Source organism: Denitrificimonas caeni (assembly GCF_905120345.1).
GTDB classification, from domain to species: Bacteria; Pseudomonadota; Gammaproteobacteria; order Pseudomonadales; family Pseudomonadaceae; genus Denitrificimonas; species Denitrificimonas caeni_A.
Genome location: NZ_CAJHOA010000007.1, coordinates 56,207 through 73,111, shown reverse-complemented (window position 1 = coordinate 73,111; position 16,905 = coordinate 56,207). Strand labels below are relative to the sequence as shown.

13 protein-coding genes are annotated in these 16,905 nt (G+C 46.1%); 11 read left to right on the top strand and 2 right to left on the bottom strand.

Features of this window, described 5'->3' with window-relative positions:
* Positions 1–25 precede the first annotated feature (25 nt).
* Together JYJ62_RS12965 and JYJ62_RS12960 are read left to right on the top strand one after the other, a co-directional pair.
* Positions 26–2,731: a hypothetical protein gene (locus JYJ62_RS12965; protein WP_205342658.1), complete on the top strand. Its 2,706-nt coding sequence runs from the start codon at positions 26–28 to the stop codon at positions 2,729–2,731.
* A 139-nt stretch (positions 2,732–2,870) separates the two neighbouring features.
* On the top strand, positions 2,871–4,577 hold the full coding sequence (locus JYJ62_RS12960; protein WP_232365790.1) for a ShlB/FhaC/HecB family hemolysin secretion/activation protein: 1,707 nt from the start codon (positions 2,871–2,873) through the stop codon (positions 4,575–4,577).
* A gap of 349 nt (positions 4,578–4,926) precedes the next feature.
* Here JYJ62_RS12960 and JYJ62_RS12955 read toward each other — a convergent pair whose 3' ends face one another.
* Positions 4,927–5,127, bottom strand: a complete 201-nt coding sequence (locus tag JYJ62_RS12955; protein WP_205342657.1) for a Flp family type IVb pilin — start codon at positions 5,125–5,127, stop codon at positions 4,927–4,929.
* A 237-nt stretch (positions 5,128–5,364) separates the two neighbouring features.
* Here JYJ62_RS12955 and cpaB point away from each other — a divergent pair, with 237 nt between their 5' ends.
* The 8 genes from cpaB to JYJ62_RS12915 are packed head-to-tail and all read left to right on the top strand — an operon-like array spanning position 5,365 to position 13,469.
* Entirely contained in the window at positions 5,365–6,357 is a 993-nt protein-coding gene (gene cpaB, locus JYJ62_RS12950) for a Flp pilus assembly protein CpaB (RefSeq protein WP_205342656.1), read from the top strand.
* Between the two features lie 18 nt (positions 6,358–6,375).
* Positions 6,376–7,614, top strand: a complete 1,239-nt coding sequence (locus JYJ62_RS12945; RefSeq protein ID WP_205342655.1) for a type II and III secretion system protein family protein — start codon at positions 6,376–6,378, stop codon at positions 7,612–7,614.
* Between the two features lie 10 nt (positions 7,615–7,624).
* Complete coding sequence (locus JYJ62_RS12940) at positions 7,625–8,800, top strand: pilus assembly protein (protein ID WP_205342654.1); 1,176 nt, start codon at positions 7,625–7,627, stop codon at positions 8,798–8,800.
* A gap of 11 nt (positions 8,801–8,811) precedes the next feature.
* On the top strand, positions 8,812–10,098 hold the full coding sequence (locus tag JYJ62_RS12935) for a CpaF family protein (protein ID WP_205342653.1): 1,287 nt from the start codon (positions 8,812–8,814) through the stop codon (positions 10,096–10,098).
* A gap of 13 nt (positions 10,099–10,111) precedes the next feature.
* A complete protein-coding gene (locus JYJ62_RS12930; RefSeq protein WP_205342652.1) occupies positions 10,112–10,984 on the top strand; it encodes a type II secretion system F family protein in 873 nt (290 codons plus the stop codon).
* A gap of 2 nt (positions 10,985–10,986) precedes the next feature.
* On the top strand, positions 10,987–11,871 hold the full coding sequence (locus JYJ62_RS12925; protein WP_205342648.1) for a type II secretion system F family protein: 885 nt from the start codon (positions 10,987–10,989) through the stop codon (positions 11,869–11,871).
* Positions 11,868–13,166 carry a hypothetical protein gene (locus tag JYJ62_RS12920; RefSeq protein ID WP_205342647.1) on the top strand — a complete coding sequence of 433 codons (1,299 nt, stop codon included), beginning with the start codon at positions 11,868–11,870 and terminating at the stop codon, positions 13,164–13,166. The genes JYJ62_RS12925 and JYJ62_RS12920 overlap by 4 nt, the downstream gene beginning before the upstream one ends.
* A gap of 30 nt (positions 13,167–13,196) precedes the next feature.
* Complete coding sequence (locus JYJ62_RS12915) at positions 13,197–13,469, top strand: DUF3613 domain-containing protein (RefSeq protein ID WP_205342646.1); 273 nt, start codon at positions 13,197–13,199, stop codon at positions 13,467–13,469.
* Here the strand turns inward: JYJ62_RS12915 and JYJ62_RS12910 are convergent.
* Positions 13,459–13,953, bottom strand: a complete 495-nt coding sequence (locus JYJ62_RS12910; RefSeq protein ID WP_205342645.1) for a prepilin peptidase — start codon at positions 13,951–13,953, stop codon at positions 13,459–13,461. The genes JYJ62_RS12915 and JYJ62_RS12910 overlap by 11 nt on opposite strands.
* Positions 13,954–14,181: 228 nt before the next feature.
* Here JYJ62_RS12910 and JYJ62_RS12905 point away from each other — a divergent pair, with 228 nt between their 5' ends.
* Positions 14,182–16,884: a PAS domain-containing sensor histidine kinase gene (locus JYJ62_RS12905; RefSeq protein WP_205342644.1), complete on the top strand. Its 2,703-nt coding sequence runs from the start codon at positions 14,182–14,184 to the stop codon at positions 16,882–16,884.
* Positions 16,885–16,905 lie beyond the last annotated feature (21 nt).

Here is a 16,905-nt window from a genome sequence, read left to right as displayed (position 1 = left end):
CACTGCTCTAAGGGATATCTAGATCATGAAAACGCAAAAGAAAGTAGTGCATAGCTTAACAGCGCTGGCACTAGTGGTGTCTTTGTCTATTGCTGCTGGTTGCAGCGGATCAGGCAAAAAATACTATATGTCAGGCGGGCCATCGCTACCCAGCAATCCTGTCTTACCAAACAATCCTAGTACTGGCGGCACTAATGATGCTACTGGCGGTATTGGTGGTGTTACGGGCGGCACTGGGACTGGGGCTGGCACTGGTACCGGAAGTGTTGGTGGCGGCGGTACTGGTACTGGATCTGTTGGCGGCGCTACAGGTAGTACGGGCGGCAGTATTGGTGCTAGCAGTGGTGTAGTCAGTGCGGTTCAAGAAACTGTAGGTCATGTTGCTGGTAATACTATTTTGCAGCCAGGTGCTGACCTTATTAACAATGTCGTTGATCCTTCGACTGGGCTTTTGGCCCCAGTTACCGGTCTTGTTGACAGCCTGACAGGACAGCAAGGTACGCTTGCTCCTGTTGGCGGTTTATTGAACGGATTGCTGGGTTCTGGTGGCGCGATAGCCCCTGTCACTGGTCTTTTGAATGGCGTCTTAGTGGGCGGTGAAGTAGGAACAGGTACGGTGACTGACCTACAAGGAACCGTTAGTGCGATAACGGGTACTGAGGGCGGACTGGCGCCAGTTAGCGAGTTGGTAGGCACCCTTATTGATCCAGCAACAGGTTTATTATCACCTGTTAGTGGATTACTTGATGGTGTAACCGGTGAGTCAGGTGTTTTAAGACCTGTTGGCGAGTTAACGGGTGCGTTGCTTGGTGATGACGGTGCATTGCGACCGGTTGTAGGCTTGGTTAATCAAGTGGTAGGTGAACTTGGTTTAGCACCGGTGACTGATGGTGTTGGTGCTGTTGTGGGTGGTGTTAATTCATTGGTTGCTGGCGTCACTACAGGATTAGCTGGCGGTGAGCTTGGTACTGGAACCATTAATGAGGTGCAAGGTACTGTTGGAGCATTGGTTGGCGGTACGATTTTAGAACCAGTCGGCGGCTTAGTGAATGGTCTCGTTGATCCTAAAGATGGTTTTTTACAGCCTGTGACGAGTCTAGTTGATGGCTTAACCGGTCATGGTGGTGCGCTTCAACCCGTGGGTCAATTAACGAATGGGTTGATCGGCGAGCAAGGCTTAATTGCTCCTGTAGTGAATGTGACCAATACTCTTTTGGTTGGTCTAGTTGGCCCAGAAAGTGGCTTGCTTGGCGGACTGGTAGGCGGCGAAGGTGGACTGCTGGGTGGCTTAACCGGTGGTGAAAGCGGCTTGTTGGGCGGTTTAGTTGGTGGCGAAGGTGGTTTGCTTGGCGGCTTAACTGGCGGCCAAGGTGGCTTGCTGGGTGGTTTAACCGGTGGCGGTCTATTGGGTGGTGAAGGCTCGGAAGACGGCACCATCACTCATGTTCAAGGGACCGTGGGCACATTAGTGAATGGTACCGCTTTGGCACCTGTCGGTGGTTTGGTCAATGGCTTAGTGGATCCGCAGAGCGGAGTTCTTGCGCCGGTAACAGGTTTGGTTGAAGGTCTAACGGGTGCGGGTGGTCCATTAGCGCCAGTGGGTCAGCTGACTGATGGTTTGTTAGGCCAAGAAGGCGTACTTACTCCAGTAGTGGGTACTGTTAATGGCCTGTTGGGCGGCCTAACGGGTGGCTTAGTCGGTGGCGAAGGTGGATTGCTCGGTGGTTTGACTGGTGGTAACGGTGGACTATTGGGCGGTTTAACCGGTGGTGAAGGCGGCTTGCTCGGCGGTTTGACCGGCGGTGAAGGTGGCTTACTCGGCGGTTTAACCGGCGGTCAAGGTGGCCTACTGGGTGGTGGCGAAGGATCTGTAGACGGCACTATCACTCATGTTCAAGGGACCGTGAGCACATTAGTGAATGGTACTGCTTTGGCGCCTGTTGGTGGTTTAGTCAATGGCTTAGTTGATCCACAGGTGGGTGTCCTTGCCCCCGTCACAGGCTTGGTGGATGGTTTGACGGGTGCGGGTGGTCCGTTAGCACCAGTCGGTCAATTAACTAATGGTTTACTGGGTCAAAATGGTGTGCTTACGCCAGTAGTGGGCACTGTTAATGGCTTGGTCGGCGGCCTAACAGGCGGTTTAGCGGGTGGCGAAGGTGGCTTGCTCGGTGGTTTAACCGGTGGTGAAGGCGGTCTACTGGGCGGTTTGACTGGTGGCGAAGGTGGCTTGCTCGGCGGTTTGACTGGTGGTGAAGGTGGCTTACTCGGCGGTTTGACCGGTGGTCAAGGTGGCCTACTGGGTGGTGGCGAAGGATCTGTAGACGGCACTATCACTCATGTTCAAGGTACAGTGGGCACATTAGTGAATGGTACAGCTTTGGCGCCTGTTGGTGGTTTAGTCAATGGTTTAGTTGATCCACAGGTGGGTGTACTTGCCCCCGTCACAGGCTTGGTGGATGGTTTGACGGGTGCGGGTGGTCCGTTAGCACCAGTCGGTCAATTAACTAATGGTTTACTGGGTCAAAATGGTGTGCTTACGCCAGTAGTGGGCACTGTTAATGGCTTAGTCGTTGGGTTAACCGGTGGTTTGGTCGGTGGCGAAGGTGGTTTGCTGGGTGGATTAACCGGTGGTACCGCGGCTGGGCAGACCGGCGCGGCTAACAACGGCTTGCTAGGCGGCCTACTGGGTGGTGGCTTGCTGGGCGGTCAGCGCACTCCTAAAGCAGAATAAATTTCTGTCAAGCGCCCACGAAAGTGGGCGTTTTTTATATGGTGTGCTAAAGATTTCAATGTTAACTCTTTAGTTAATTATAGTTTTGGTTAATACTACCTTGCTAATACCAATGATATTTAAAACGGAGTAGAAGGGAATGCGTAACAAGGTCCTTCCGATGCTTATGCTGTTGTCACTTCCAGTCTCGGCGCAAATGCCAGCTTTTCTAAATAGCAACGACGTTGATAACGCATTGCCACAACCTAATTTACCCGCAGACTCTTATAAACCAGTAGTCACTCAGACGAACATTTCAATGCCTCGTCAGCAGCAACTACCCCTCGCCTCGCTGATTTATTTACAAGGTGTGCAGATTGAGGGTGGTACTGTTTATGAGTTTGATGAGATCGCTGAATTATTTTCTAGTTTAATTAATCGTACAGTGACGTTAAAAGATATTCTGACTATTACTGAGCAGATCACCAGGCGCTATCAATCAGATGGTTATGCGTTGTCGTATGCTTACTTACCGCAACAGAATCTTTTAAGTGGCGACATAACTATTGTTTTAGTTGAAGGCTATATCAGCCAGCACGAAATGCTAGGTGCAGTGGGGCCCGTTGAAAAGCGTATTACCGCTATGGTGCAGCCATTATTGAATGAGCGTCCGTTAAAACGTGAAACGTTTGAACGCTATACCTCTTTGATGTCGCAGATTCCTGGTGTGTCTTTGGTGGCGAATGTGGCACCGCCGGACACAACGGATGGTGCGGTGACTCTTATTACTGAAGCGCGTCGTCGACCTTTTGATGCTACTGCGAGTTTAGTGAAAGATAAGGGTGATGATTTTCAAATTATTGCTTCAGCTATCAGTAACTCACAGACGTCTGTGGGTGAGCAGGTTGCGGTAACCGCTTTGCTGCCGCCGGGCAAGGATAATGAGCGTTATGTCCGTGTAGATTACAGCCAATATGTGACAAATAATGGCACTCGACTTGAGGCTTATGCGTCAGGTTATCGTAGCGATCCTACGCAGCGCCTTATTCAATTAACACCTAATAATGCGTTAGATTATTCTTCGCGTAAAAATGATCGTGCTTCTATAGGGTTGACGCATCCATTTAGAATATCCAGTAAAGAAATTATTACCGGTTCTGCAAGGCTTTATGCTGTTGATGATGAGCGTAAGTATAATCTGCTGTCTACGTTGCCGGTGGTGGGTGTCTTTAAGAATGCCTATCATCAAACCAGCAAGATTAGGGCGCTCGCTTTAGAGGGTGACTGGCGCCAAGCTGAAAAGCAGCAAATGCGCTTGTTAAGTGCCGGTATTTATCAAGGCTTAAATGCGCTCGGTGCAAAAACTAGCTTGAATGCGCTTGGCACTCAACTTAAAGATCCAACTGATATTGATTTCACCCGTGTACGCTTGAGTGGTATGCAGAGTAATAGATTTGCTGAGGCTTGGCAGGGTGTGGCGTCTGGTGCCTTATATTGGTCAGAAGATACGTTGCCTGAAAGTGAGCAAGTGGTCTTTGGTGATCGCAACTTTGGCCGAGGCTACCCCAGTGACCAAGCTTATGGTGATAAAGGTTGGGGTATTGGTTATGAGCTAAACTACAGTATTAAGCTTGATGAAGACTGGCTACGCTTGGTGCAGCCGTATGCTGCGGTTGATGCTGCGCGTTCTTGGTATAACCTCAGCGGTGCTTCCTCAAACTTGTCTTCTGCGGCGATGGGTGTGCGCTTAGCTGATCAGAAGTTCTATAATCTGGGTCTTGAAGTCGCGCGTCCGCTTGGTGAAGCTGCGATTGATAGTAAAGATCGAAGCATGCGTTATGGCGTGATAATGAGTTATAGTCTTTAACTGATCGCGCCTGGACTGATTGTTATTTGGATAAAGCTTGCTGTCTTAGTTCTGTGTTTTACATTATTTGGCTAGTAGGTTTTATCAAAATTATATGTAATAAAAAAGGACCTTATATAAGGTCCTTTTTGTTTGGATTGTTTTTTCTAATTAAGCTTGAGCGGGACAACTATTTAAAAGATTGGCTAAGTATCATCTGCTTGTAGCATACTAAGTATGCGTGCTATCAAGTTATGTCGTCACTCTACTCTTTTGGAGCTAGGCTAAAATCAATTGTTCCTAACAACCTCGGAGCATTCCAAGTCTGGTGGGTTCTGACTTTGTTACTGGTTTTTATGGATTATTTTGTTTAATCAACTGAAATTAATCCAAGTTTATTAGCTATATCTGTGAATAGTTTATCTATCCCTCCCCCAAGAGCTGTTGCACCAGCAATAATAACCACGGCAATCAATCCCGCAATAATCGCATACTCAATTGCCGTAGCACCATCTTCGCGTTTGAAAAATGAGCTGATTTTTAGTTGTAATAAAATTAATTTACTTAACATCGTAGGATCCCTCTCTTAATGATCATGTTATGATTTTATAGTAAAGATAACCTTTATCCTTGTCTATATACATTAAGTGTTAGTAATAACTGTATAGTCAGGCTAAGTAGTTATAGGTGTTTCTTGAGTGGTTTTTGCGTGCTAGTATTCAAGGCTTATTTTGGCTGATGTGCCTGATTTTTATAATGAGTGTAAAATATTTTTTTAACTTAAATCTAGGGCTAAGGAGAGCGGCACATGAGTAGTCGTTTAACCATGATCTTGGCGGTCGTTTTGTTTTTTGCGGCAATCGCTGCTGGGTACTGGGGCGTAATGATGAGTAAGCCTGCTGCTGAGCACGTAGTTGCGACTGATCAAACGGCGTCTAACACCCAGGCTGAGCTGCTTGCCAGTATTGCCAAAAATGAAGCGCTCAATGAGCTCTTGAATAGCAGAGCTGATGAGGTGCAACGTGTACCGGTGGTGGTGTTGGTACGCGATGTGAAAGCAATGGCTAAAATTGAAGCAGATGATCTTGCTGAAGAGATGCTTAGAATCGCGCCTCCTGGTAGTTTTACTAATGCTAAGGAATTAGAAGGTTCGGTTGTATGGCGCGATCTTAGTGCTGGGACTGTGCTCAATGAAGCCAGTTTTGCCGTGGGTGGTCCGCTAGGGCGAATGATCAGACCAGATGAACGTGCTTTAGCGATTAATATTGATGAAGTGACCTCTGCGGGTGGGCATTTGCAGCCCGGTGACTACGTTGATGCATTATTATTCTTGCGTGATGATAATCTCAATAGTGATCGTACCGCGCAGGTTGTGATACCGGCACTGCGGGTATTAAGTGTTGGTAGTACTTTAGGTGCATCAACGCAAGGTGAACCGCTTACTTTGCCTGAGACTGACGACGAGAGTAATAAAACCGCACGCTCAAGACGGGTTGATCTCCCGCGTACGGTGGTGTTGGCTATCCCTGAAAGCTTGTTAACGCGTTTTATGCTGGCTACGCAGGCCGGCACCTTACGTCTAGCCGTTCGTAGTGTTGATGAGAAGTTACTGGCAGCTTATCAAAGTGGCGAAGCACCTAGCGCCAAGGTTGAAGAGCTTAAGCGCCAATTATTTCAATTTGAAAAAATAGCGGTTCGACAGGGAAAGCGTCCTCAGTCAGGATTAGCCGCTTCGCCGTCGCGTCAAGCAGCAGGTATACCTGTTTATAGTGGCCGTTCCATGTCCCGTCAAAATCCCTGAATTGCAAGGTAGCAGATCATGAAGTGTAAGATCACCCACAATCTAGGCTGCGCAGCGCTGCTTGCAGCGCTTAGCTTGCTGGTATCCCCAGCGCTTTTTGCAGCATCGCTTTGCTCTACATTAGAGCCTGCCCCCGCTGTATTAGAGTTACGCCAAGGCGTTCATCAAGAGTTTAATTTACCTGTGCCGATTCGCAGGCTTGCGGTCGGCAATCCTGAAATAGCTGATGTTAAAGTGACCAGCCGTAATAGCTTTCTTGTTTTAGGGTTAGCCAGTGGCGTAACTAATATAAGCGTCTGGACGCAGTGCGCAAAAGCACCACGGCAAAGTATGTTGTTTATTGAAGGTGAAGCATTAACAGCATTGACTAAGCCTGTTGGTGTGAATGATGCTCAAGCACCTTTGCCAAGTCAGGTACAGACGGATATTCGTTTTGTTGAGGTGAACCGCACCAAGCTGAAAGAAATTGGTATATCGCTGTATGGTAAAGGATCTAATAGTAAAGTAATCACAAGTCCTGGCAGCGCTATTGTTGATGCCGCAACCGGTTCGATACTTGGCTCAAATGTATTAGGTGATGGTTTTAACATCGCTTGGGGTGGTGGCAGTAAAAAATATTTAGGCGCATTGAATGCACTTGAGAAGAGTGGTTTTGCTTATACTTTATCGCGTCCGAGCTTAGTTGCCATGAGTGGTCAAACGGCTAGCTTTTTAGCCGGCGGTGAGTTTCCAGTGCCTGTTCCTTCAGGTAGCAGCGATTCTATTTCTATTGAATACAAACCTTATGGTGTAAAGCTAAACCTAACCCCTACGGTAATCGACAAAAATCGCATTTACCTAAAAGTCGCTCCTGAAGTGAGTGAGATAGACACTAATCCGAGTAATGGTATTGTCATTAATGGTATTCCTGTACCGTCATTTACTGTGCGTCGCACTGATACCACTGTGTCCTTAGCGGATGGTGAAAGTTTTGTCATCAGTGGTCTCATGAGCACACGTAACAGTGCTGTGGTAAATAAACTTCCAGGTTTAGGTGATATTCCAATTCTTGGCGCTTTTTTCCGTAATACAGAAAATCGCACTGAAGAGCGTGAGCTGTTAATGATTGTGACCCCGCATTTGGTAAATCCCTTCGCAGCAGATGCAAATTTGCCTGAGTTACCGGGTCAGGCACTACGTGAATATGATCCTTCAGCATTCGAAATGTTATTGCTAGAAGATGGTAGTTTTGACCGTCGTAATGGATTGTCATGGTGAGGGTTAAAAAATGATGGAACAGACTTTTCTCGCCTGTGTAGCCGATGATGAAGATATCAACTGGTTACAAAGCAGCCTTTCGACAATGGGCCAGGTGTTACGTACGCCACAAAACCTAGACTCCTTAATTGGATTAATTGAGGCAACAGGTGCAACACTTATATTCGTAAATATTGATCGCACTAACTTGATGAGTCAATGTGCATTGATTGAAAGCTTGCTGGAAGCACGGCCATTAACTGCTGTGGTGGTGGTGGGTGATGGTTTTGATAATGAGCTTGTTATTTCCGCAATGCGAGCAGGGGCAAGAGATTTTATTACTTATGGGCAGCGCAGCAGTGAAGTTCTGGGTCTAGTCCGACGCATAACTGATCGGTTACCTCAACTGCCTTCTCGCCGCGAGCGAGGCGAGCTCAGTGTTATTGTCGGTAATCAACCTGATGCTGATGCCGCATTTGTCGCAGTACATTTAGCTTTATTAATGCAAAAACAAGGTGATCGAGTCCTCTTAGTGGATCTTGGTATTCCTAATGGTGAAAGTCTTGATATTTTAGGCTTGGAACCAGGCTTTACCTTTGATGATGCGATGCGTAACTTACGCCGAATTGATCGCAGCCTAATTGATAATGCTTTTATTAAACATGAAGAAACTGGGTTGACTGTTCTGCCTATTGGCAATATTGGGGCAAGCTTAGATCACTATAACTCTTCTGAGCTTTTTCTACTGATGTCAGCTTTGCGACAGAACTTTGAGAAAGTTATTGTTAATATTTGCGGTCAGACTGATTGCGAGGCTTTGCGTACCTTGGTTGGCTATGCCGACGATATTAACTGGTACTCGAATACCAGTATCTCGACTTGCCGTCGCAACCTTGATTTATTAGCGCATTGGCGTGATAGCGGCATGAAGCTTGATCAAGCGCGTTTAATCGTTGACCGCTATGTTGCGCAAGTTGCCCCTGATGCGCGAACACTCAGTAAAACCTTTGGCATGAGTTTGCGCGGGACTTTATCGCACAATCCTGAGCTGCGCTTAAAGTCAATCAATCAAGGTAAGTCAATATTTGTACTTGCGCCGCGTGATTCCTTAAGTAAAGAGTTAATGAGTTTGTTGGAGGTCGGCGTCAGTCATAAAACGTCGTCCCCTACAGGTTTATTCTCACGTCTCTTGGAGTTAACGAAGTGAAGCGTCAGTCAATGACCATAAAAGTTGGCGGCGTAGACACAGATCTTAAATCTGTGCTGCATCGGTACATTATTGATGCTCTAGAAGATGATGGAGATAATCTCCTAGAAGGTCCTCGAGCGCAATTAGTTCATTTTGTTGGCGATAAAGTTCATGATTATACGCGCCAGCGGCAAATGCCTATATCGCGTTATGAAGTGGACCGCTTGACTGAAGAGCTGGTCGACGAATTGATCGGTTTTGGTCCATTAGAAGTTCTGTTACGTGACCCAACGATCACTGAAATATTAGTTAATGGTCCACATCGTATTTTTATTGAGCGTCACGGCGTTCTATATCAAAGCGAGCTACGCTTTATGGATGACAATCACCTATTACGGGTGATTCAACGTATTTTGGCGCCCTTAGGCCGGAGGCTCGATCAATCATCTCCCATGGTTGATGCACGTCTGCCGGATGGCAGTCGTGTCAATGCTGTTATTCCTCCCGTTGCTCTGGATGGTCCGTGCCTATCTGTACGTAAGTTTAGTCAAGATATGATGAGCAGTAATGACCTTATTGCTTCAGGTTCTATTGACCATAATATTCTTGAATTCTTTACTTTGATGGTAAAGAAACGTTGCAATGTGGTGATAAGCGGCGGTACCGGCACGGGTAAAACAACCATGCTCAATATGCTCAGTCGATTGATTAATGAGCGCGAGCGTATTGTCACTATTGAGGACACTGCGGAATTACAGCTAAAGCACACGCATGTGGTTCGTCTAGAAACGAGACCGCCAAACGCTGATGGCCATGGTGAAGTAAATGCCCGTGACCTCGTTCGCAATGCTCTACGTATGCGTCCAGACCGTTTGATTTTGGGTGAGATACGCGGCATGGAAGTGCTCGATGTTCTTACGGCGATGAACACTGGGCATGATGGCTCGATGACGACTGTGCATGCGAATACCGCATCGGATGCTTTGTTGCGTCTGGAAACTTTAGTCGGCTTTACTGGTATGCAAATACAAGCCAGTACTTTACGGGAAACGATATGTTCGGCAATTGATATTATCGTTCAGCTCACTCGTAACTCCGAAGGCCGTCGCCATGTATCAGAAATTTTAGAAGTTGTTGGCTTACGAGATGGCCATTATATAACAAACACTTTGTTTCGCTCTGAGCCGGGCACGCAGATTGGTTTTATACGTGAGTCTAATAATATGGCAGGTGATAAGTTACGAAATGAGAAATTACGTAACTCTTTTAACCATATCTCTGCTACTGGTGGGTCGAAATTCCAACATCATGGATGAAAGGTGAGCTGAGATGATAAATCTCCCAATTATTTTCTCAATTTTGTTGCTTGCTGCAGGATTTTATTTCTTGCGGCGTAGTGCACGTGAAGGCGCTTCTGAAAAAGTTATAGGGCGTTTGAGTAATGAGTTTATCGCTGATGAAAAAGTTAATATTAGTTTCTTGCAACGTGAGTTGCTTAGAGCGGGCGTTAATCTGGCTTTTTGGCAAGTAGTCCTCTTACTCTCGGGCTGGTTTATAGCGCTAGCATTGTGTTTTTTTATCGGTGGTTGGTTGTTGTTTTTAGCGGTAACTGTGGGCTCCATTATACTGGTGCGTATTTACTTAGTCATAAGGTTCCATCGTCGCTTACAGCGTATGATTAGTCAGTTGCCTCAGCTTCTTGATCATATGATTCGTAGTTTAAAATCTGGCCGCACCTTAGGCGATGGTTTTTTATTGGCGATTGAGAATGCTCAGGAACCTTTGCATGGTGCTTTGCTACGTACACGCAATAGTATTCAGCGCGGGATGTCATTACCTGATGCTGTTAACGATTTTGCTAATCTGTATGATCGCGAAGAATTTCATATGTTAGCGTTATCGATAGCAGTTAATGATCGTTATGGTGGTAATGCCAGCAACGTGCTTGAGAACCTTATAGGACTGATTCGTGATCGTGATCATGCCTCAAGACAACTGCGCGCCTTAACCGGTGAAACACGTGTGAGCGCGTTAGTGCTGGGTGGTTTGCCAGTGGCTATGGCTGGATATATGTTTATAACAAGTCCTGAGTTACTGCTGGGTATGTGGCAGCAAAGCAGTGGTCAGTGGACATTGTTAGCGGCCTTTGCTTTGCAGTTGATTGGCAGCATTTTGCTCTGGCGTATGATGAGGAGTATTTAAATATGAATCCTTTGATAATTGCTGCTCTCCTGTTATTGGCTACTGCTGGATTGTTATTAAGCTTAGTGATACGCCAGAAGATGGCGATGCGTAGTGTGATTGGCCGCTTAGGTGGTGATATGCGCTTGCATACTTTTAATGCGCTCACGAGTCATGTCATACGATCAGATAGTAAGTATTTTGATAGCGAGGCCGTTCAGCTTTTAAACCAATTAGGCTGGCGCAGTGCTCAGCATCGGACTGTTTTCTTTCTAATACAAATCGCGTTGCCGATAGTGTTAGCGTTCGCTGTAATATTAATGCAGTCATTTCTTAGCAAACAAGCAGAGGCGAGTGTGCCTTGGGTTGCTTTAATTTTTGCTGTGGGGATCGGTTATTTAATCCCTAAGCGCGTGCTTGCAAAAATGGCTAAGGCAAGACAAGAGCGGCTCGCGGTTGAGGTATCAACGATGATACCTTTGTTGCGCATGCTGTTTGAAGTGGGTATGACCGTTGAGCAAGCTTTGCGTGTGCTGGCTACTGGTGGTGAAAAAATGTTGCCTGAGTTGGCCCATGAACTAAAGCTTATTTTACAGCGTGTTGATGCAGGTCTAGAGCTGGGTTATGAGTTGCGTGATACTGCTTTTTTGATGCAGGTTGATGAGCTGACAGATTGTTTTACTATCCTTGAACAGTTGATACATCAAGGCGGCGGCGGAATGAGTTCGTTACTCTCTTTGAAGGAGCTTCTTGATGATAGACGTATGACGTCTCTCCAAGAGAAAGTTTCAAAAATGTCAGCAAAAATGTCTATCGTTATGATGCTTTTTCTTTTTCCGGCGCTGTTAATTGTTTTAGCAGGCCCGGGTTTTATTGCAATTATTCAAGCCTTGGGAGATATGGGATGAAACATATCGCAGTGATAATGTTACTCGCTGGAAGTTTAGTTGGGTGTGCGGGACAAGCATCTTCACCCTGGCTTGTGAAGCGTGAAAATAGCAAGCCGAAAAGTTGTCAGCCGTTAACCAGTGACCAAGAGTTAGTGCTTGGCTTATCGCAAGAAATAGCCAGCTCAGGCCGTCTGCATGCTGCTTTGGCCAATCTTGAGCGACTTCCTGAGAATCTGCCTGAAGCACGTTTACGTAAAGCTCAGCTGTTACGTATGTTGGGCCGTAGTGAAGCCGAGCAGTTGTATGCCGACCTTGTTAACAGCTGTTTAGCTGCCGATGCCCATCATGGTTTAGGCCAAATTGAAGTGGCACGTAAAAACTATAATGAAGCACTTCACCATTTGCGTATAGCAACTCGTCTATCACCGGCCAATGATGCCATGCGCAATGATTTAGGTGTTGCCTACCTCAATTTACGGTTATTACCGGAAGCTCACTTTGAGCTGATGACGGCTATGGAGCTTAATGAGACGGATACTCGAGCTGCGCAAAATATGCTGACTCTATTGATCTATCAAGATAAATGGCAACATGCACGAGACTTAGTTGCACGAAAAAAGCTAACGACTGCTCATTTCCGTGCAGCGGAGCAAAGAGCCCGTACGTTGTTAGCTGAAAACAATGAACAAGAAGCTATTGCTGCAGATACTAGTGGCTTAAATAAAGAAACAGCAGCTAAGGTTGCGAAAAAAGCTCAGTCGCAACAAAAAAATGTAAATGCCTCTGTCTCTACTCCTCGGCCGGCGCCTGTAAAACCTCGCGTATCAGTATCGCGTCCCAGTCCTGTAGCGGCACAACCCAGTGCGCCAGTATCGCGGCCTAGTCCTGTAGCGGCACAGCCCAGTGCGCCAGTGTCTCGTCCTAGCCCTGTAGCGGCACAGCCCAGTACGCCAGTGTCTCGGCCTAGTGCTGTAGCGGCACAGCCCAGTGCGCCAGTGTCTCGTCCTAGCCCTGTAGCGGCACAGCCCAGTACGCCAGTGTCTCGTCCTAGCCCTGTAGCGGCACAGCCCAGTACGCCAGTATCGCGGCCTAGCCCTGTAGCGACACAACCCAGTGCGCCAGTGTCTCGTCCTAGCCCTGTAGCGGCACAGCCCAGTGCGCCAGTGTCTCGTCCCAGTGCTGTAGCGGCACAGCCAACTCCAGTTCAAGTCAGTCAGCCGCCTATTAACTCTACGGGTAGTAGTGCCGTTCGTGGCGTTAAAAGAGCGCCTTCTTCAGGTCCTAGACGTATTGAGCCCATCACTGGTTATTAATAGCTAAGAGTATTTACATTGGAGAGTGTTATGAACATAAAGGTACTTTATACGGCTGTTATATTAAGTTTAGCTGGAACTCATGTTTTCGCTGGCTCTGCACAACCATTAATATTAGATAGTCCAGAATTAAAAACTGAAATGTGGCTGCAATTGCAGCGAGAGGGTAATACCGCCTCTAAAAAAGTGCAAACTGCAACACCCGCTGAGCGAGAGCTAGCGATGCAGCGGTTGTTAGACAGTTATAAACATCCCATTCCAGAGTATTATGGCGAAGCTGATGGTGGTAAGTTTAAGCGCTAGTCAATAACGCTTTTGATAAAGTTGCCATTAACATACCTATAAATAAAAATGGTGCATAAGGTAGTGCTTTTCCTGTGGTCGGATTCATCAGAGGAACTGCTTTATGCACGCCACTAGGTAGTTTTGGCCACAGTGGTTTTGATAATGTCCAAATCGCTATTGAGACTGCTGCTCCGATAAAGCATATAAGTACATAGTTACTGTTAGTTGCTATTGCTATTGCCGATAACATTTTTACATCGGCGGCGCCCATATTTCCAGTGATATAGCCTGGTAAGCTTAAGGCTATTGCTAAAAATAGACCGAATATAGCTTGTCCTATGCTTGATTGCGTTAGTGTATTACCTGTAATGAAAATATAAGAAAGAGCAATAAAAAATAATCCGAGTGTAAGTAGATTGTTTATTTTCTTTCTGCGCATATCTTGAATGGCGCATATTAAACCCCATATCAGCAAGCCAATTGATATTAACAAATAAGACATGTAAGTACCGTTATGATTCTTGGTTATTTATATATTAATTATGTTTTTGCAGTTGTTGCTATAAAGTCTACAATGTATTCGTTCTGTGTGGGTATGCGTCAAATACAACACTGAAGCCTCTATGCTTGCGGAGGCTCACAATTGATTATATTTATATGCTCAGATGGCGCGTTTTACATAAAAGCTCTCTTGATTATATTCAGATAATTATTGCAATGTGAGATTTTAATGAAAATATTTTGGCGTAAACGAGATACTTCAAAAAAGGAAATAGCTCTAGACCTGCCCGCTCAGAAGGCGCTAGTAGGTTTGAGCTTAGAGGTTGATAAAAAAGGACAGGTTGTTTGCATCAGTCAAGAATTAAAATCTTTGCTCGCTATTTCTAAAGCGCAATTACCCTTAGCGCTGTCAGCTTTTTTGTGTCAGCCATTTTTTGAAATAAGCTTGCCGGTAGATGAGTGGCCCAACCAGTTATCCTTGGTGTTTCTTGGTCGAGATGGCCGCTCTCTGCATATGCAAGGTGCGTTATTTGCGCAGACCCCGCATTGGCATATTGTTTTGATTGATAATACAACGCTTGTGATGCGTAGCGCAGAAGAGGCGCTACGACGCAAAATTTTGGATTTTACCATTCTGAAGTCTACTCAGCTGCGTGCTTCATCTTCTACGTCATTAAAAGATCTTACCGAGGAATGGCTGGAAGGACTGATGTTACGTTTGCGCTTGCCTTGGGTTTTATTGCTCACACGACAGACGAAGCAGTGGCAGCAATATGCGCAAGCATCCTTACCGGAAGCGAGCTCGATTGCCGGTGTTGTTGAAGAGGCTCGAGATGTTCTTCAAGGGCTAAATCCGAGAACAAGTAGTCCCATTCCATTGGTAATAGGCGTACATCAGACGTCGGTAGTGTTACTCCCTTATGCTGAGCATGATGGTGTGTATCTTTGGCTGATGATGCCAGCTAGTGAGGATAAGAATAAACTTTACGGTCTAGATCATACCGATTGGACTGCCATTCTTTATTTGTTTAGCTGTCCCTTACATTTAGCATTAAGCCAAAAAAATATGCAACGGGTGATCGAGCGCAAGACTTATCTGCAGAAGATCTTGGCATCGGGCTGGTGGGAGTATTATCCCAATCTAAATAAAGTATACATGGATGCCAATCTTGCAAATATTTTAGGATTGTTGCTAAGCGATGATGGCTGTATCAGTTTTGAAGCGGCGATGCAGGCCGTTGACCCCTTAGACCTGCCTGAGTATAGGGATCAGTTAGCGCAGGCGATGAGTACTGGTACTAAGCTTAATATGGCATTGCGTATTCGAGTCAATGGTCATAGCACATGGTATCGGATGATGGCTGAGCGTATTGAGGGTGATGGCGATAACCAACGCTTGTTCGGCTATGCGATGAATATTAATGACTTAAAGCAGATGGAAACAGCTGTTGATGATGCTTGGCAGCGGTTAGAAGGGTTGATCTATAACGCACCTGCGATTGTGTACATTTTAGGCTATCAAGATGAGACTTTTCATCTGAGCTTTTGTAGCGCTAGCCTTGAGCCAATGTTGGGTTGGACTTATGAGCAGCTACAAGCGATGCCGCTAGGTGCGCTTGTTCATCCAGATGATAGTGAAGGTTATTATAAGGGATTAAAAGAGCTGTTACGCACAGGCTCAATTAGCCGTCGTTACCGAATAAGGGACAGCAAAAATATTTACCACTGGATTTTAGATGAATCTAAGTTACTTCGCGATGAACGAGGGCTGCCAAAAGAGGTGGTAGGACTGAGCATTGATGTGACCGATGCGACAGAATCTGCAGAGCAAGTGCGTAAAAGCGAAGAGCGCTACAGAATGTTGGTTGAGGATGCGCCAGCGATTATTTGCCGATACTTGCCCGATTTAACCGTTCTGTACAGTAATCGTCAGCTGTTAACTTCTTTGGGCTTAAGTCCAGATGCTGATAATGATTTAAAGATTAATTTGGGTGATTTTCTTTCCTCTGCGCAACGGCAAAAACTACTCCAGCGTTATGCCCAACTGACACCTGAAAATCCTAGCGGCAGCATCGAAATGTTATTGAATCTGTCTGAGAACGTGCATGTATGGTGGGTCTGGTCAGATCGAGCCCTATTTGATGAAGAGGGCAATCTTATTGAGATTCAAGGTGTTGGGCGCGATAATACTGAGATACACAATGCTCGCCAACAGATCTATCAGAGCTCAAAAATGGCGACACTTGGTGAAATGGCGACTGGGTTAGCCCATGAGATAAGCCAGCCGCTGACAGTGATGCATATGGCATTAACCAATATCTTGAAGCGTCTCGACAGTTCTGAATCTATTGATCCGCAGTATTTGTTTGATAAATTGAAGCGACTGGAAAGCCAGGTGAGTCGCGTGTCTAAAGTCGTTGATCATATGCGTCTTTTTGGGCGTCACTCGGAAATCGAAGGTACCCTGTTTGATCCTGCCGCGGCTATTAAGGATGCGGTCTTGCTCGTGCAAGAAGGCATGGAAAAGGATTCAGTACGAATAACGATGGATTTGCTGCCTTTACCGCAAATCAAAGGTCACGTTGATCGTTTTGAGCAGGTCCTGATTAATTTATTGCTTAATGCTCAATATGCAGCAACGCGCTACTTTAATGAGGCGGGTCGGCAGGCTTGGGTTCATATTTACAGTAAAGTTGAGAACGATATGGTTTGTATCACTGTTGAGGATAGCGGCGGTGGTATACCGGATGATTTGCTTGATCGTATCTTTGAGCCCTTTGTCACGACTAAGCCAGTGGGTAAAGGTACTGGATTAGGCTTATCAGTAAGCTACGGTATTATTAATTTGATGCGTGGCAAGCTGACTGCAGAAAGTGGTCTTTATGGCGCACGCTTTACGATCAGTGTACCAATCGCCCATGACGAGAGCTAAGCAGTGATGCGCTGTTTAGTT

What these genes read in the sequence shown, in the direction of transcription:
- JYJ62_RS12965 (WP_205342658.1), top strand. Translation starts at nt 26, where the DNA reads ATGAAAACGCAAAAGAAAGTAGTGCATAGCTTAACAGCGCTGGCACTA.
- JYJ62_RS12960 (WP_232365790.1), top strand. Translation starts at nt 2,871, where the DNA reads ATGCGTAACAAGGTCCTTCCGATGCTTATGCTGTTGTCACTTCCAGTC.
- JYJ62_RS12955 (WP_205342657.1), bottom strand. Translation starts at nt 5,127, where the DNA reads ATGTTAAGTAAATTAATTTTATTACAACTAAAAATCAGCTCATTTTTC.
- cpaB (WP_205342656.1), top strand. Translation starts at nt 5,365, where the DNA reads ATGAGTAGTCGTTTAACCATGATCTTGGCGGTCGTTTTGTTTTTTGCG.
- JYJ62_RS12945 (WP_205342655.1), top strand. Translation starts at nt 6,376, where the DNA reads ATGAAGTGTAAGATCACCCACAATCTAGGCTGCGCAGCGCTGCTTGCA.
- JYJ62_RS12940 (WP_205342654.1), top strand. Translation starts at nt 7,625, where the DNA reads ATGATGGAACAGACTTTTCTCGCCTGTGTAGCCGATGATGAAGATATC.
- JYJ62_RS12935 (WP_205342653.1), top strand. Translation starts at nt 8,812, where the DNA reads ATGACCATAAAAGTTGGCGGCGTAGACACAGATCTTAAATCTGTGCTG.
- JYJ62_RS12930 (WP_205342652.1), top strand. Translation starts at nt 10,112, where the DNA reads ATGATAAATCTCCCAATTATTTTCTCAATTTTGTTGCTTGCTGCAGGA.
- JYJ62_RS12925 (WP_205342648.1), top strand. Translation starts at nt 10,987, where the DNA reads ATGAATCCTTTGATAATTGCTGCTCTCCTGTTATTGGCTACTGCTGGA.
- JYJ62_RS12920 (WP_205342647.1), top strand. Translation starts at nt 11,868, where the DNA reads ATGAAACATATCGCAGTGATAATGTTACTCGCTGGAAGTTTAGTTGGG.
- JYJ62_RS12915 (WP_205342646.1), top strand. Translation starts at nt 13,197, where the DNA reads ATGAACATAAAGGTACTTTATACGGCTGTTATATTAAGTTTAGCTGGA.
- JYJ62_RS12910 (WP_205342645.1), bottom strand. Translation starts at nt 13,953, where the DNA reads ATGTCTTATTTGTTAATATCAATTGGCTTGCTGATATGGGGTTTAATA.
- JYJ62_RS12905 (WP_205342644.1), top strand. Translation starts at nt 14,182, where the DNA reads ATGAAAATATTTTGGCGTAAACGAGATACTTCAAAAAAGGAAATAGCT.